This window comes from Ellagibacter sp. (assembly GCF_048412355.1).
GTDB lineage: Bacteria > Actinomycetota > Coriobacteriia > Coriobacteriales > Eggerthellaceae > Ellagibacter.
Window position 1 is genome coordinate 13,076 of the sequence record NZ_DBFSAP010000047.1, and the last position, 15,562, is coordinate 28,637.

The 15,562-nt window shown below is 60.3% G+C and carries 12 protein-coding genes; 5 read left to right on the top strand and 7 right to left on the bottom strand.

Annotated elements, in window-relative coordinates:
• From cimA to ACMRQN_RS06870, 3 genes are all read right to left on the bottom strand, one after another.
• Complete coding sequence (gene cimA, locus ACMRQN_RS06860; protein ID WP_418734359.1) at window positions 1-1,590, bottom strand: citramalate synthase; 1,590 nt, start codon at window positions 1,588-1,590, stop codon at window positions 1-3.
• Between the two features lie 185 nt (window positions 1,591-1,775).
• On the bottom strand, window positions 1,776-2,267 hold the full coding sequence (locus ACMRQN_RS06865; RefSeq protein WP_418734360.1) for a hypothetical protein: 492 nt from the start codon (window positions 2,265-2,267) through the stop codon (window positions 1,776-1,778).
• A 58-nt stretch (window positions 2,268-2,325) separates the two neighbouring features.
• Window positions 2,326-2,544, bottom strand: coding sequence for a hypothetical protein (locus ACMRQN_RS06870; protein WP_276996357.1), 219 nt, complete (start codon window positions 2,542-2,544; stop codon window positions 2,326-2,328).
• Window positions 2,545-3,708: 1,164 nt separating this feature from the next.
• On the opposite strand from ACMRQN_RS06870, the gene ACMRQN_RS06875 reads away from it, so the two are divergent.
• The gene (locus ACMRQN_RS06875; RefSeq protein ID WP_418734361.1) at window positions 3,709-5,379 is read left to right on the top strand and encodes an RNA-binding domain-containing protein; all 1,671 of its coding nucleotides are present in this window, start codon (window positions 3,709-3,711) and stop codon (window positions 5,377-5,379) included.
• Between the two features lie 172 nt (window positions 5,380-5,551).
• Here the strand turns inward: ACMRQN_RS06875 and ACMRQN_RS06880 are convergent, their stop codons facing one another.
• Entirely contained in the window at window positions 5,552-6,340 is a 789-nt protein-coding gene (locus ACMRQN_RS06880; RefSeq protein WP_418734362.1) for an ADP-ribosylglycohydrolase family protein, read from the bottom strand.
• Between the two features lie 458 nt (window positions 6,341-6,798).
• Here ACMRQN_RS06880 and ACMRQN_RS06885 point away from each other — a divergent pair, with 458 nt between their 5' ends.
• Entirely contained in the window at window positions 6,799-7,170 is a 372-nt protein-coding gene (locus ACMRQN_RS06885) for a hypothetical protein (protein ID WP_418734363.1), read from the top strand.
• Between the two features lie 78 nt (window positions 7,171-7,248).
• Here ACMRQN_RS06885 and ACMRQN_RS06890 read toward each other — a convergent pair whose 3' ends face one another.
• The 3 genes from ACMRQN_RS06890 to ACMRQN_RS06900 form a co-directional block, all read right to left on the bottom strand.
• Entirely contained in the window at window positions 7,249-9,486 is a 2,238-nt protein-coding gene (locus ACMRQN_RS06890; protein ID WP_418734364.1) for a carbohydrate-binding domain-containing protein, read from the bottom strand.
• A 2-nt stretch (window positions 9,487-9,488) separates the two neighbouring features.
• Window positions 9,489-10,187, bottom strand: a complete 699-nt coding sequence (locus tag ACMRQN_RS06895) for a DUF4956 domain-containing protein (RefSeq protein WP_418734365.1) — start codon at window positions 10,185-10,187, stop codon at window positions 9,489-9,491.
• Window positions 10,188-10,306: 119 nt separating this feature from the next.
• A complete protein-coding gene (locus tag ACMRQN_RS06900; protein WP_418734366.1) occupies window positions 10,307-11,128 on the bottom strand; it encodes a VTC domain-containing protein in 822 nt (273 codons plus the stop codon).
• 395 nt (window positions 11,129-11,523) lie between these two features.
• On the opposite strand from ACMRQN_RS06900, the gene ACMRQN_RS06905 reads away from it, so the two are divergent.
• From ACMRQN_RS06905 to ACMRQN_RS06915, 3 genes are all read left to right on the top strand, one after another.
• Window positions 11,524-12,225 (top strand): response regulator transcription factor, encoded by a 702-nt coding sequence (locus ACMRQN_RS06905; RefSeq protein ID WP_418734367.1) that lies wholly within the window; start codon window positions 11,524-11,526, stop codon window positions 12,223-12,225.
• A 30-nt stretch (window positions 12,226-12,255) separates the two neighbouring features.
• A complete protein-coding gene (locus tag ACMRQN_RS06910; RefSeq protein WP_418734368.1) occupies window positions 12,256-13,644 on the top strand; it encodes a sensor histidine kinase in 1,389 nt (462 codons plus the stop codon).
• A gap of 243 nt (window positions 13,645-13,887) precedes the next feature.
• Window positions 13,888-15,519 carry an S-layer homology domain-containing protein gene (locus ACMRQN_RS06915; protein ID WP_418734369.1) on the top strand — a complete coding sequence of 544 codons (1,632 nt, stop codon included), beginning with the start codon at window positions 13,888-13,890 and terminating at the stop codon, window positions 15,517-15,519.
• The last annotated feature ends 43 nt before the right edge of the window (window positions 15,520-15,562 follow it).

Below are 15,562 nucleotides of genomic sequence, written 5' to 3' on the forward strand. Positions count from 1 at the left end.
CTACCCTTCTGCTCGTATGAGGCCGTACTCGATGGAATCGACAAGCGCGTTCCACGATGCCTCGATGATGTTCTCGCTCACACCGACCGTGCCCCAGCTGCCGCGCTTATCGCTCGTCGTGATGATGACGCGCGTCGTAGCGCTCGTGCCGGCGCCTTCCTCGTCCAAAATGCGCACCTTGTAGTCGGTGAGCTCCATGTTCGCCACCTGGGGCAAGTACTCAGTGATCGCCATGCGAAGCGCCGCGTCGAGCGCGCCGACGGGGCCTGTGCCCTCACCCGTGGCGACGATTCGGCGATCACCCACATGAATCTTGACCGTAGCCTCGCTCGCCGCATCCTTCGCGAGGGCGCCCGTGTCTTCCCGATCGTCCACGATGACGCGGAAGCTCTCCAGCCTGAAATGGGGCTCGTATAAGCCGAGGTGCCGCCTGATCAGCACCGCGAGCGATCCGTCAGCCACCTCGTAGGAGTAGCCGTGCGCTTCGCGTGCCTTCACATCGTCTAAGATCGCCTGGAGCGTGCGCGCATCGCCCGAAAGGTCGATTCCCAGGCTCTTGGCCTTCGCGGCAAGCGACGCCTTCCCCGCAAGCTCGCTCACGAGCATCCGCGTCGCGTTGCCGACGTTTTGGGGGCTCGTGTGCTCGTAGGCTTCCGGGAAGCGCGCGATGGCGCTCGCATGGAGGCCGCCCTTGTGCGCGAACGCCGAGGCGCCCGTGTAGGGATGGTGCGCGGGAACGGACAGGTTGCACGTTTCGGCGACGAACTGGGCGGTCCGCGTAAGGTCGCGCAGGTTGTCGGAGCCGACGCAGCGGAGCCCCATTTTGAGCTCCATGTCGGCGATGGTGGTGAGCAGGTCGGTGTTGCCCACGCGCTCGCCGATGCCGCCGACGGTGCCCTGGACCTGCAGCGCGCCCGCGCGGACGGCGGAAAGCGCGTTGGCCACCGCACAGCCGGAATCGTCGTGACAGTGAATGCCCAGCTGCTGGTCGGGAAGCGCACGCGCAACGACGCCGACTATCTCCTCCACCTCGAAGGGAAGCGCGCCGCCGTTCGTCTCGCAAAGATCGATGGAGTCGGCACCGGCCTCGCTTGCCGCGCGGATGCACGCGAGCGCGTAGTCGGGATTTGCCTTGTAGCCGTCGAAGAAGTGTTCGGCGTCGAACACGACGGTGAGCCCGTGGGCCTTCAGATACGCGACCGAGTCGGCGATCATGCGCAGGTTTTCCTTGAGCGTGGTCTGCAACGCGCGCGTGACCTGGGCATCCCATGTTTTCCCCACGATGGTTGCCACGGGAGCGCCGCACTCGACGAGGTCGGCGAGCCCTTGATCTTGATCGGCCGGCATGCCCTTCTTGCAGGTGGACCCGAACGCGGCGATGCGCGCATGGGCAAGCGGCATCTCCTTCACGCGGCAGAAGAACTCGATGTCCTTCGGGTTCGACGCGGGGAAACCGCCCTCGATGAAATCGATGCCGAACGCGTCGAGCCGCTCCACAATGCGCAGCTTGTCGTCGAGTGAAAGCGAGATGCCCTCGCACTGCTCGCCGTCGCGCAATGTGCAGTCGTATGTGAAGATGTGCTGAGCCAAACCCCGCCTCTTCCCGGCGAAAACGCCGATTGAATAGCCGTTCGTCCACGGGCTATTCTACTCCAACAGACTAGAGCGGAAGAGCGCTTTTCGGGAAAGGTTCCGCCGCCAAACACGAAGTGCGGTTGAGCTGGCTATACCGCCCGCCGACCCAACCCATAGGCGCGGACGGATGCGTTTGGCGCTTACTTCGATCCACCGCCACCAAGCCCGATGAGCAGATAGAGAATCCAACCTGCGGCAATGATACCGTACCTAGCCTTTTTGCTCATGTCTTCCTTGTTCAGCATGATAATCGTGAGCGGAACGGGGAAAATGCAGATCCACCCCAGAACCCACAACCACGTTTTGCGCTTCTTCGGGGGCTCTTGAGAGGCTGGCTGGTAAGAGGCCTGCTGGGGTTGGGAAGAAGCTTGAGGCTGGATAGTTGGCTGGAAGGCTGGTTGATAGCAGGCCTGCTGAGGTTGGAAAGACGCCTGTGCCGCTTCCGCCTGCGCCCTTTGACGGCCCTTCTCGAATTCGTACCCAGCCTTCTCTGCCCCGTCGAGCTGGACTTTCTGAATCTCAACATCCACTGGCAGGGCGGCACCGCAATAGCTGCAGAAAGCCATTTTCCTATCCATGTCGACTTCAAGCCGGGCGCCGCAGCCTGGGCAGGTAGGGTTGACGATCTTCACGAAAATCCCTTTCGCATCACGAGCTCCGAGACGAAAATCAGGAAATCGAGCACCAGCTTCATTGCGAACCGTTCTCACTTCTTTCCCTGTCCTCGCGAATGAGCCGCTTCAGGTATGACGACATGCTTTCCTCTCGATTCCTCGCGAATTCGTACAAATCGTAATCGGGCGGAAAGAAATTGCACTGGATCTTCTTCTGCTTCGCCTTCTTGTACTTGTTTTCCGCCGCGCGCTGCGCATCGGTGCGCTTCACGGCACGCTTCTTCGGTTCCGGCATCGCAAACCCTCCCTAGAAAAACGGCGAAGTCAGGGTTGTCCTGCACGTTCGGGGAGACACCTGCGGAGGGCGTTGGCCCCAGGGCCCGCGCGCTGAGATTGCCGCGCGGGGAGCGCTTAATGACTCGCTACCTCTTCGCCGCGCCCTTTGTTGGGTTCACTATACTCAGCCCGCAGTGATTGCATGTCCCCACCATAGTACAGGTGTGAAAACCGTCCGTCTGGCACGCATCGTCCCTGAATGGAGTTATTGCGGCCGCCCTATACGACGGCATAAAAGAAGCCTGCGAGCTGTTCATGCGCGACGGCTTCGACAACTAGCAGGCCGTATCGCTCCGCCGCGCCTGTGCGCAGCGGGGTGCTGGGGAAAGCATACTACGGGAAACATGGACGAACGATCCCGCACCATAAGATCATCGGTCGCGCTGACGCGCTGCGAAGCCAAGATCGGGCGACGATGCGAACGCCCCAACCTGCCAGAAATCGGGCGGTTTTCATCAACGAGCGGCCCTTGGAAGGCGATACCCGCGCCCTGCGGCAGGTCACCGCGAACGGCATGCCAGCATAAGGCCAGGTCGGCGAATGCCGCCGCCCAAGTCACCTTCCCCGACTTCCCGCGTTCGCTCCCCGAGATGATGAAGAGCGCCCAATTTCTGGCATGTCCCCCTCCCGAAACGCGCACCTTGCCGAGGGGGGGCGAACTCTCGGCCTCGGCCGACCCGCACCGCGCCGCGAAAGAGACGCGACTCTCGACCTCGGCCGACCCGCATCGCGCCGCGGAGTTGCGCCTTCACCGAGTTGTTGCCTTCTTCCTGTGCCTCATCCGTAGGCCCTTCCGCAGAACGAACCATCGAGGGTCGCGGCGACGAGGCCCGCGCGGCTATAGGGAATAGGGGAAACGCAGAACGTGGGACTAGGAACATGAGCCCCGTGGGGCGTGCGCGATAGAAACGCATATCCCCCCGCGAGGGCGCTAGGGAAACGCGTTCGCGGGGACGTGGTGCCCCAAAGCCGCCGCCGGGCGAAGCTACCTTTGGGCGGCTAAGGAGAAGTAATTATGAACGAATCAAATTGCGGATTCAATGACGAGACGCTATGTGAATCAAACGCACGATAGACTAAAATGAAATAGAATTAGTCTATCCTCTAGTCTATGGGGGACATCATGATTAGACCTCTTAATGAAATGCCGTCTCTGATCAGGTCACTGCTTGTTGATGTCGAAACCGAAGTAGTCGAATATAAGGAAGCCAAGCAAAACTTCGACTTCGACAACATCGGCAAGTACTTTTCCGCTCTCAGCAACGAGGCGAACTTGAGGAACGCTGAATGCGGATGGCTCCTTTTCGGAATCACGAACAAACGGGGAGTATGTGGCACCGCCTATCGAAAAGAAGCGTCCCGTCCAAGCGTTGGGTTGAGGAAGCTCAAACAGGAGGTCGCCCAGCATCTCAATGCGGGAATGACTTTCGAGGAAATTTACGAGTTCGACCTCGATGAAAAGAGAGTTGTCGCATTCCAAATACCGCCGTGCGAGTTCGCAACCCCCACCACATGGAAAGGCGTCCCCTGGTCACGTGAGAATGAGTCACTCAAAGAGATGCCCAGGTTCAAACTGGAGGCCATATGGGGGCAGTCCCGCCCAGACTGGTCTAAGCAGATTTCCTTCGAGGCGAATATCGACGACCTTGAACCTGAAGCCGTAGAGTTCGCCTGCGCCAAGTTCATCGAGAAGTACGGCACAAGCCAGCCGGCAATCGAACGTCTCTCACAAGAAGAGAAGCTACGCAAGATGGGGTTCATAATCCACGGAAAGGTAACCAACGCTGCACTCGTCCTCTTGGGTCGCCCCGAATCCACGGCGTTCCTTAGCGGTTCGGCGCCACGAATCACCTGGACCCTTTACTCTTCGGACGGCAGGCCTGAAGCGTACGAGCATTTCGATCCGCCCTTCATTCTCCAGGCAGACAAGGTCCTGAAGAAAATCAGAAATGAACGCTATCGCTATTTCAACAGCGAGGCCACTTTGTTTCCGACACTTGCCAACAAGTACGAACCCGAAGTCATTCGTGAGCTGCTACACAACGCCATAGCCCACCAGGACTACCGACGCACTGGCAAGATCAACGTGCTCGAATATGAAGATCGGATCGTATTCATTAATGAAGGATCGTTCATACCCGGGAGCATCGAAAAAGCAATAGAGCCCGGTTACAGGCCACCTTACTACCGAAACAGGCTGCTGTCTGACGCAATGGCAAAAACCAGCATGATCGACCAAAACGCCATCGGTATACGAAACGTCTACGAAATTCAGAAAGGACGGATGCTCCCTCTTCCGACCTATGACCTGCTGGACTCCAATAGGGTGAGCGTCACTATCTACGGCAAGGTTTTGGATGAATCGTATACCCAGCTATTGGCGGCAGATCCGAATATGGACCTTGGCACAGTGTTTCTCCTCGATCTCATTCAAAAAGGAAGGCCCATCGGCAAAGATCAGGCGAAGATGTTGCGAAATCGCGGATTGGTGGAAGGCCGCTATCCGAACCTCATCGTCTCTTCGAAGGTCGCTGGAATCATCGGGACCCATGAGGAATACGTCAGGCAGAAGGGCCTGGATACGAGCATCTGCAAAGAGCTTATCGTCAAGCTGCTCAGGACTCGACCTTGCACACGCGCGGAAATTGTGTCAGCCATCGATCACGCTCTCCCCGACGGGATGAGCAAGGACCAGAAGAGGAAGCACGTGAGTTACCTCCTCCAAGAGCTCAGGAAGGACAAGCGCATCGAACCCGAAGGTAATAGGGGGAGCGCCGTTTGGACTCTTCGCTAGATAGACTAACCGTTTAGTCTATCTAGTTTAGGAATTAGTCTATAAAGGGCTGTCTAACGCCTTGCCCAAGCTCCATGAAAAGGTTCCGAATAGCGCTTGGGTTTACTAAGTTAGCCATCTGGCTCGCCGTCAGACTCAAGTTAACCAAGCGTTGCCACGCGCCAGGTCGACCTCAGAATAGGCAGCGCTCGATGACGTCCTTGCCCCTGAGGGCTTCGAGCCATTCGGCGGGTATCCCGTCCACCCCGTAGACTATGCCGGCGAGCGCACCAGCGACGGCGCCTGTCGTGTCGGTATCGTCGCCAAGGTTGACGGCAAGAAGCACGCAGTCGCGATAACTCGTCGTGTTGGCAAGGCACCACAGCGCCGCTTCGAGCGTATGGCGCACGTAGCCACTTGAACGAATGGCGCTTCGGGGCCTATCCGGATCGACACCATAAGCCAAGGCCACTTCTCTCGCCTGCTTGCCCGAGATAAGGGAGCGGGCGGCGCCGACCATCCCTACGCAGGCTTCGGTCGACGTAGCGTGAGCATGCGTGATGGCAGACACGGCCCGCACCTCATTGTCGGTGGCTTCGGTGAAGGCCAGTGGCACAGTTCGCATGAGAGAGCCGTTGCCGTTATCGCGCTCGCCGGAAAGACCATGGCCAAGCCTTAAGGCCGTGGCAGTAGCGTTGCCGATGTCGAACAGACCGTCGCAGGAATACGCGCCATCCCGATACCAGGCGAGAAACTTCTCGCGAATGTCGGCGACGTCGATACACCCAAGCTCACGATAGCTATCGCATATCGCGAGGGCCATCGACGTGTCGTCGCTCCATGTGCCCGGCGGCTGGTTGTGCGTGCCGTAACCGACCATGCCGATACACTCGAACGTATCGCGAGGCATGAACTCGTAGGGCACGCCCAGGGCATCGCCAACGGCCTGACCGTAGATGCAGTCTCGAAGCATTGCAACCATGATGAGCTCGCTCGCTTTCCTTCGCGCCTTCTGTTGCGCCCACTATACCCAATTCGGAGACGTCGTATGTCCTGACCATAGTACAGGTACGGGAAATTGCGCTACTGCGCACTCGCAAGGGGGGCTGACAATTTGAACGCCCCAACCTGCCAGAAATCGGGCGGTTTTCATCAACATGAGGCCCTTAGGAGACGTTGTTCGCGCCCTGCGGCGAGCCACTGCGAACGGCATGCGGGCATAAGGCCAGGTCAGCGAATACCGACACCCGAGTCGCATTCCCCGACTTCCCGCGTTCGATCCCCGCGATGATGAAGAGTGCCCGATTTCTGGCATGTCCCCCTCTCCAAAAGCGCACTTCTTCCCGCAAGAACCAACCCGTAAAGAACTTGCACGCACCTTCTAGATTTATTGATAACATTTCTATAGTATTTATCCTCAAACAGAAAGGATAATCCCATATGATTACGACTAGGCGGGTCGTACTTCCAGCGCTTCTTGTCGTCGCGATTGTCGTAGCAATCGGCGCGGCAATCGCCGTCATGCAGCCAACCGCTCGCTATGTCGCTTTCACCCTGCAAATCGTAGATGCGTCAGAACAGCCCATACCCTATGCGGAGGTCGACAGCACTCCTTGGGACTGCCCCAGCCATGAAGCCATGGATCGGCAATTCGCCGACGAAAACGGCCGTCTCGCTATTCCGAAAGCACTTGTCTGCACGCACACCATAGATATCTGCTCTGGTGATACTTGCTTATTGTCACAATACGAACTTCAGATAACGAAAGAAATGGACGGGGGAACCGTCACCGTTGTCGCGGGCGGAGAGTAAGCATCCCCGCCCAGTAAGGCTCGCCCGTCAAAAGGGGGCGGCGTCCTCTCCTCGTCAGAAGCGCCGCCCGCCAGTCATTTACCGACCCCGCGCCCCAGGCCCCGATCCCATGCCTCCTACGCTCGACGAAGGCGTGGTGCTCGCGGTTGCAGAAATCGAGCTACCGCCCGTAACGGTCCCGGAATCGGTATAGCCATGCGCATCTGCGTTCCTCAGCGTCCCGCCTATCACCAGGGAATATTCCCCACCTTCGGTAAACTTGGGGCTGCTTGCCAGCACCATGCCGAATTGCTTGGTTGCCGTTATCGACGCAATCACATTGCCATTCGCGTCCACAATTGCGACCGTCTCGCCCGCGCTGCCGCTCACGTTCGCGGTGTAGAGAAACGGCTGCGTGCCGCTCGAGAAACTCTGCGCCATGCGCGATGAGCCGATCATGAGCACCGTACCACCCGAGACGGTCGCCTCGCTATCGTAGTCAAACGCGCCATCGCCATCGTTCGACGGGCCGTTGACGAGCACCGCACCACCTGTGATCTCCACGCTGCCGTTGCTGTCGATGGCATCGCCCGCCGAGTCGAGCACGAGCGTTCCGCCGTTGATCTGGATAAGGCAGTCGGAAGAACCTGCGCCAGGGGCACCGCCCTGATTGCCAGCACCCTGGGGAGAGCCACCTTGGCCGCCCTGGGGAGCATCGCCCTGGCTGCCAGCCTCCTGGGAGGGCCCGCCTTCACCTTGCATGCCGCCTTGGTCACCCCGCGGTGCGTCACCTTGGGCCGCTTCGCCTTGAGGGGTGCCGTTCTGAGCCTGCTCCTCGCCCTGCCCCTGGGCACTGCCTTGTGGAACCTGGCCACTCCTCGCTCCACCCTGGTCACCGCCTTGGAAGCTGCCACCATCCGCAGGACTTCCACCCGCTGTGGGCCCGCCTTCGCCTGGCGTTTTTCCATTGACAGCAATACCGTCCTCGCCAGGAGCGCCACTATCATTAGCTTCCTCATCATCAGCCGAGCTATCCGAGAGGTCGGCAGCGCTTGAGTTCACCGCGTCATCGGACGCCACGATGGAAGTATCGCCGCCGTTCACGTACACTTTTTCGGCCTCGAGGCCTTCATAGCAGCTGGTCACGTTAATGGTACCGTCGTCGACCGTGAGCTCGGTTTCCGCATGGAAAGCGTCATCGCCCGCGCTCACCGTGAATCCACCGCCCGCAATCGCCATCTGCAAGTCGGAATGGAACGCGTCATCGGCCGAGGTCACGCTGAACGTTCCGCCCGTAATTCCGATATAGGTCTTCCCCTGCACCGCGTCGTCGCCCGCATTGATCGTGAAGGTACCGCCCGTAATGCTCACGAACCCTTGCGTGGCCTTCGTGTCCTTGTTCGACTTGATGCCGTCGCCGCCCGCCACCAGGTTGAACGTGCCGTCAGCGATCTTCACGCAATCGCGACCGCGCAGGCAATCCTCGACTGCCGTCACGTTCAGCGTGCCACCCGTGACAACCAAGTCGTCCTTCGAGCAGATGCCGTGGCGATAATTCGCCGCCACGTTGAGGGCCCCCGTGCCGTTGATGGTGAGGTCGCAGCGGCAAAAGAGCGTCGCGTATGGCTCATCGGAGTCATCTTCGAGCGTGTAGTCGGTGCCGTCGGAAAGCGAGTTTTGCGTACCATCGGCCAAGGTCACGAAGCATTTATCGGCGTTTTTCGCATAGATCGCGGGACCGTTCTCGTTGTGGATAGTCGCCCCCGCAAGTACCAGCTGAACCTTCGCGTCATCGGACGCGTCGACCACGATCTGCCCCGACGAAAGCTCACCTGAAATAATGTAGGTTCCTTCCGATGAGATGGTCACCGTCGAACCATCGACTGCGGCACCCGAGCCGTCAACACTTGCGGACGACCCCGAAAGCGCGATGCGTGTGGCAGATGCCTCGTCGTAGCTTGCGTCCAGGTCGCGATTCGAATAGTCCAGGTCAAGAGCTGAAACGTCGAAAGCTACGGCAACGTCTTCAAAGGCGGAAGACTCCGAGTCGGCCGTTGCGGCAGTGCTGCTCGACGCCGTAGAAGAAGACCCCGCGCCCGCGCAGCCGCCCAACCCCGAAAGCGAGAAAACGAGCACGGCAGCGATGCAGAGCGCGGCAAGACGCCTCATGCGACCCGACCGGGCCCCTTCCGCGACGCCCACAAAGCGAGTTCCGCAGCGCAGCGAGGACTGTTTGAGCGACTGGGCGTCGGCGAAGAGCTCCTTCTCGCTGTCCGGCTGAACGTTGCCGAAGAGCCCCCTCTCGCAGCTCGCCTTCTCAACCGTACGCTTCCCCATCTCTACAACACCCCCTGCGGCTTGAGCTCGCATTTCCCAAGCGTCACCTTCAAGTTCCCGTTAAGGCAGCGCACCTCGTCGATCAGGCGTTTCTCCATGCCGGGCTCGCGAAGGCGCAGCGTGTATTCCAGCGTGTAGAGGCTCCCCATGTTCGACGTGGTCACTTCGGTGAGCTCGTGCTCGGCAGCAAAACGATCGAGCACATCGTCAAAGATGCCGTCGAATTCCAGGTCCTCGGGAACGACGATCTTGAGCGTCTTCTCCGCTTCGCGCGGACGACCGAGGGGCGAAAGCACATACACCACGTTCACGACCGCGATGATTGCGGTGAACAGCACCGCCAGGCCGAGAAAGCCCATGCCCGTAGCAAGGCCCACCGCCATCGCCAGAAACACGCTGCCGATGTCCTTCGCACTGCCGGGAATGGAGCGGAAACGCACCAGATTGAACACGCCCATGACGGCGATGCCCGTAGCAAGATTGCCGTTGACCAGGGTAATCACCATCTGCACGATGAGCGGCAGGAGCGCCAGCGTAACCACGAAGTTCTTCGAGTACCGATGGCGGAACATGTAGACCCCGGCAATCACGAGGCCGAGGACGATAGACACGACGGAACACAAAAGAAAGCTCGACGCCGAAACCGACGAGACGAGCGAGTCGGCGGTTCCGAACACCGACGAGAACATAAGATCCGACATGGGGAATCCTTTCTTGAGGAGGAACTATTGAGGCAAAGCGGGACGAAGGTCGGAATATGGCGCACGCCTTCCGCAACCGTATCGCCTTTCCCTGCGGAGCCTTTCCCGCAGCGCCTTCCTTACGACGCCTTGCGCATGCTCGCCTGATAGGCCGCACCGTATTTGGAAAACGACGAGGGGTACGCCTCGCAACCGTCGAGCGCATCGACGAGCCACAGCGGGAAGGGACCAGCGCACTTCACTTCCATAATCGACTCGTCAGCAGGCAGAAGCGGGCGCGGCATGCCGAACCCGACGGGCGGGCGCCTATGCGAAGCCCGCGCGATGAGCGCTTCCTCGAACAGGTCGCGATACGACACGTTCTCGTCGAAGGTGATACGCAGCGTCGAGGGAACGCCCGCCGCCTCGCCTTCCCCGCCAATCGCGAGAGGCGCATACGCCGTGCGGTCGCAAATCGTCATCATCGATGCGCGCAGCGGGGTATAGCGCTCCTTGAAGGCGTCGATTTCGCGAGCGATTTGCAAACTCCGCGGCGAAAGCGACGCTTCGGCGAGAATCGGATCGGGCAGCGGAAACTCGCAACATGCCTGCTCGTAGGGCATGCCACCCATATATGCCCGCGCTGCCGCGTACGAGCAACCGACGCAACGCTTGTACACGATGCCCTGGTACTTCTTCTTGAGCTCGACGAACACCTGGTCATCCTCGCCGGGGATGCCGTAGCTGCGCACGCGGAGCTTCTCCTTATAGAGGGGCTTGTCCAGCGATCGCTCGATAAGCGCCCGGTCGGGCGTGTCGAAATAGCGGCTGACGATGCTCGTCGTCCCGTAATCGTCGACAGCCATGCGCCCTTCGAGCGCCGCAAGCATCGCATGGCGCTGAGCTGCATCGAGACGGTACTTGACTTCCTTGCGCTCGAAAACCTCTTGGTAGCTCGTCATAGAAAATGCCTCCTTTTGAAGAGGGACGGAAAGCCGTCCCTTTGGCGGTCGTGTCGTCGGCGGCGCGGAGCCGATCATCGATACAGGAAAGGGAGGAGGGGGAGGAGGATGGCCCGCCTGCCGACACCCCGAATGCTACGGAGCACCCCTGAAAGAACCCTGAAAGAAACGCTCAAACCTAAAAATCGGGCAGTTTCTTTCAGGTTGTTTTCAGGGTCGTCCCCGACAATAACCTCACGGCCGCAACCGCCCCATCCACGATCCCCAGCGCGGAGGCGGTGGCGGCCGTTCGCGTCTCGGCGAGGCGCCCGCAAGGACCCGCGTCGAGGCGTTTTCTTAGCAAAACCGTGCTAGTATTCCAATCAAGAAAGCACCGAACGTGAAAGAGGAGCGCTGTGCAGATTCTCGTAGTCGAAGATGATGTACGCCTTGCCCAGGCACTTTGCCGCATCCTCGAGGAAAGCGGCTACAACACCGACGCCGTGCACGACGGGCAATCGGGGCTCGATTATGCGGAAAGCGGCATCTACGACGTCGTCATCCTCGACGTGATGTTGCCGAAGATGGACGGGTTCACCGTCGTGTCGAACCTGCGACGCGCCGGCGTGAACACGCCCGTGCTGCTCCTGACCGCGCGCGACGCCGTGCCTGATAAGATCTGCGGGCTCGATTCGGGCGCCGACGATTACATGACCAAGCCGTTCTCGCCAGCCGAGCTCATGGCGCACCTGCGCGCGCTCACGCGCCGCCAAGGCGAGGTGCTCTTCGAGGTGATCGCCTCGGGGGACGTTTCGCTGAATCTGGAAAGCCACGACTTGACCTGCGGCGACCAGTCGATCCACCTCAGCTACAAGGAGTTCTCGCTCGCCCGCGTCCTTATGGCGAACGCGGGCGCCGCGGTGTCGAAGGCCACGCTGATCGAGAAAGTGTGGGGCCTGGAGGCAGCCGCCGACGAGAACAACGTAGAAGCCTACGTATCCTTCCTGCGCAAGAAGCTGAAGTTTCTCGGCTCGGCATCGCGCATCGAGACGTTGCGCGGCGCCGGGTACCGCTTCGCCGCGGAAGGCACCGAAACCCACAATCGCGCGAGCGCGTAAGACTACGCCGCATTCCCCGAAGAGATTCCCATGCTGAAAAAGCTCCGCATCAAGTTCATCGTGCTCAACATGGCCACCGTGGCCGTGGTGCTCGTTGTGATCTTCTCCGCCATCTGCGTTATCAACTACCAGCAAAGCGTGGCTTCCGTGCACGAGGCGATGAGCAACGCCATCGCGTTCACGGAGTCGAAGGGTCGCGTGCTGACCGACGGCGACGCCCAGGGGCAGGAAGGCGCACAGGAACAAGACGCGGGCGACCCTGGGCAAAGTCAGGGGCAGGACGCGGGCAACCCCGACGACCAGGCGAACGGGGACCAGGAAGACGACGGCGCGCGACATGGCACCCCTCCGCAAATCGGCGGCGGACCTGCGGGAAGTGGGCCGCATGTCCCTGTGGCCGTGTATCGCATCCTCAAGAGCGGCAGCTACGCGCTCGCAGGGTCGGCGGCTTCCGCGTCGATTGCAGACGACGTGCTCGAGAAGGCGATATCCCAGCTCGCGGACACCCCCGATGGTTCGGGAGAGCTCTCCGAGCTGGGATTATTCTACGAGAAGCACACTTCCGACACTGGCATCGCGCGCGTCGCGTTCGCCGACGTCAGCTCTGCGAACGGATGGCAGACCCTTGCGCTCACCCTCGCAGCCGTCGGCGTGGTCGCGCTCGCCATCTTCTTCGTGATCAGCGTGTTCTTCTCGCGCTGGGCCCTGCGCCCGGTGAAGCGCGCGTGGGAGCAGCAGCGGCAGTTCGTGGCCGACGCCTCGCATGAGCTGAAGACCCCGCTCACCGTCATCCTCGCGAACACGTCGATCCTCATGTCGCATCCCGAGCGCACCATCGCAAGCCAAAGCCAATGGGTCGAAAGCACGCAAGCGGAAGGCGAGCGCATGCAGGGGCTCGTGGCCGACCTGCTGCTCCTCGCGCGCCTCGACGCCGAGGAGACCGACATCGTGAAATCGAAGCCGAAAGAGCGCATCGACCTGTCGAACCTGGTGGAAGGCGAGCTTTTGCAGTTCGAATCGGTGGCATTCGAGCGCGCCATCGAACTGGAAAGCGACGTGGACGAGGGCATCGCCGTGCAGGGATCGATCGAGCGCCTGCGCCGCCTGGTCACGACGCTTCTCGACAACGCGTGCAAGTACGCGGGCGACAACGGCAAGGTGCGCGTCGAGCTGCATGCGCAGAATGGTAGCGTGCGATTCGTCGTGCACAACACGGGGTCGCTCATCTCGGCGGAGGACCTACAGCACGTGTTCGACCGCTTCTATCGCGCCGACAAGGCACGCACGAGCGGTGCAGGCGGCTTCGGCCTGGGACTTTCCATCGCAAAGGAAGTCGCGGAGGAGCACGGCGGAACGATAACCGCGAAGAGCAACGACGAAGAGGGCACCACCTTCACGGCAACCCTGCCGACCGCGTAAGCGAATACCCGAAAGCAGCTTTCCGGGTGAAACACTACATGGAAAGCTGCCGCCAATTCTTCACATTCCCACTTCGCCATATATGGCGATTCGCGATATATGGCAACATCGCTTGCATTTTTGCCTCTGTTTCGAAAAATGACGGCGATAAGCGTGCGCACGGAGAGAGCCTACGCTACAATCAGGGGAAACACGGTCACGTCACGTTAACCATAAACACAGCCTAAACGAAACGAGGACCCCATGACCGACCTACGGATGAAGATTATCTCCATCGCGTGCGCGCTCACACTTGTTGCCGGGTGCATGCCCGCTGTGGCGTTTGCACAGGAAGAAAGCGAGGACGCCTCGCCTTCCCCTAAGCAACAGGCGAATTCCCTTTGCGACGAAGCCGCCAGCTCGACCTTGGCCGCAAGCGAGAACGCCCCGTCCCCTGCGCCCACCCGCATCCCCATCGACAGGCAGACATTTGCCCAGGCAGAAGATGAGGGCATCACCCTGCAAAGCGTCAACCTCAACGCGACCGTCGCACCGCACGACGCGTTCTCCGACGAATTCCTCTACTTCACGAAATACGAGAGCGGCAACAGGCTCACGAGCGGCGAGGGCTACGACATGCTCCTCTCCGCAGGCGACAATTACCACGCCATGGGCTGCTACCAGTTCGACAACCGCTACGGCCTGCAAGATTTCCTCGTCGCCTGCTACAACTACAGCCCGACACGCTACTCCATGCTCGCGTGGTTGAAGGACGCAAGCGTGGACATCTCGAACGTGAAACTCTACGACTCGAGCAAGAAGGCCTTAACCGACACGGGGAAGAGGCTGAACGATTCGTGGTCTGCCGCATACCAAGCGAATCCCGAGGAGTTCTCGCGCCTGCAGGACGGCTGGTTCTACCAGGAATACGTCGAATACGCGCTGCGCCTGTGCAACAACAGCGCGCACAACTTCAATATGGACAACCGAAGCGATTGCGTGAAAGGCCTGGTCAGCGGCATTTGTAACCTGTTTGGATCGGGCGGCATGCAGTTCTTTGTCGGCGGCACGCTCTACGGGAAGCACTACGACGGTGCGGGTCTCTCCGGCACGATGAGCGACCGAGAGTTCGTCACCACGCTGTGCAACTACATCGTCGACCACGTGGCGGAATTTCCCTACGTGAACAGCCAGTACGTGTCCAGCTACCAGAATCGCTACCGAAACGAGCTCGCCGACTGCCTCGCCTACCTCGACAGCAAGCCTGAGCCCAGCAACCCGACGCCGACGCCCGGCGGCTCTACCACCCCGACACCCGAGCCCAACAAGTCGTTCAGCGATCTGGAAGACGGCGCCTGGTACCTGCAGGCCGTCGAGTACGTGTCGAGCCGCGGCATCATGAAAGGCTACGATAACGGCACGTTCGGGCCCAACGACACGCTTTCGCGCGGGCAGCTCATCACTATGCTGTGGCGCCTTCAGGGTTCCCCGCAGGCGGACATGTCCACGGCCGCGTTCGCCGACGTCGACTACGACAGCTATTACGGGGACGCCATCCGATGGGCGCGCGCGACCGAGATTGTGAAGGGCTATGGCGACAGCAACGACTTCTGCCCCGACGCATCCATCACGCGCGAGGAAATCGCCGTCATGCTGGCGAACTTTGCCAAGCGGATGGACGGGAAGAATCCCACGAGCGACGGCGTGAAGCTTGGGCAGTTCCCCGACGCCAACGCGGTTGACTCATGGGCGAAAACGGCCCTGAGCTGGACTGTCGACAAGGGAATCATCTCAGGCAAGATCGACGCGAACAACAAGGCATGGCTTAACCCGATCGACAACGCGACGCGCGCGGAGGCGGCGACCATCCTCATGCGCTACCTGCAAAACCGCTAGAAGGCGATAGCGAGCTCGCTTGCTACGTGCTGGACCTGGGACA

What these genes read in the sequence shown, in the direction of transcription:
- ACMRQN_RS06870 (WP_276996357.1), bottom strand. Translation starts at nt 2,544, where the DNA reads ATGCCGGAACCGAAGAAGCGTGCCGTGAAGCGCACCGATGCGCAGCGC.
- ACMRQN_RS06875 (WP_418734361.1), top strand. Translation starts at nt 3,709, where the DNA reads ATGATTAGACCTCTTAATGAAATGCCGTCTCTGATCAGGTCACTGCTT.
- ACMRQN_RS06880 (WP_418734362.1), bottom strand. Translation starts at nt 6,340, where the DNA reads ATGGTTGCAATGCTTCGAGACTGCATCTACGGTCAGGCCGTTGGCGAT.
- ACMRQN_RS06885 (WP_418734363.1), top strand. Translation starts at nt 6,799, where the DNA reads ATGATTACGACTAGGCGGGTCGTACTTCCAGCGCTTCTTGTCGTCGCG.
- ACMRQN_RS06890 (WP_418734364.1), bottom strand. Translation starts at nt 9,486, where the DNA reads ATGGGGAAGCGTACGGTTGAGAAGGCGAGCTGCGAGAGGGGGCTCTTC.
- ACMRQN_RS06895 (WP_418734365.1), bottom strand. Translation starts at nt 10,187, where the DNA reads ATGTCGGATCTTATGTTCTCGTCGGTGTTCGGAACCGCCGACTCGCTC.
- ACMRQN_RS06900 (WP_418734366.1), bottom strand. Translation starts at nt 11,128, where the DNA reads ATGACGAGCTACCAAGAGGTTTTCGAGCGCAAGGAAGTCAAGTACCGT.
- ACMRQN_RS06910 (WP_418734368.1), top strand. Translation starts at nt 12,256, where the DNA reads ATGCTGAAAAAGCTCCGCATCAAGTTCATCGTGCTCAACATGGCCACC.
- ACMRQN_RS06915 (WP_418734369.1), top strand. Translation starts at nt 13,888, where the DNA reads ATGACCGACCTACGGATGAAGATTATCTCCATCGCGTGCGCGCTCACA.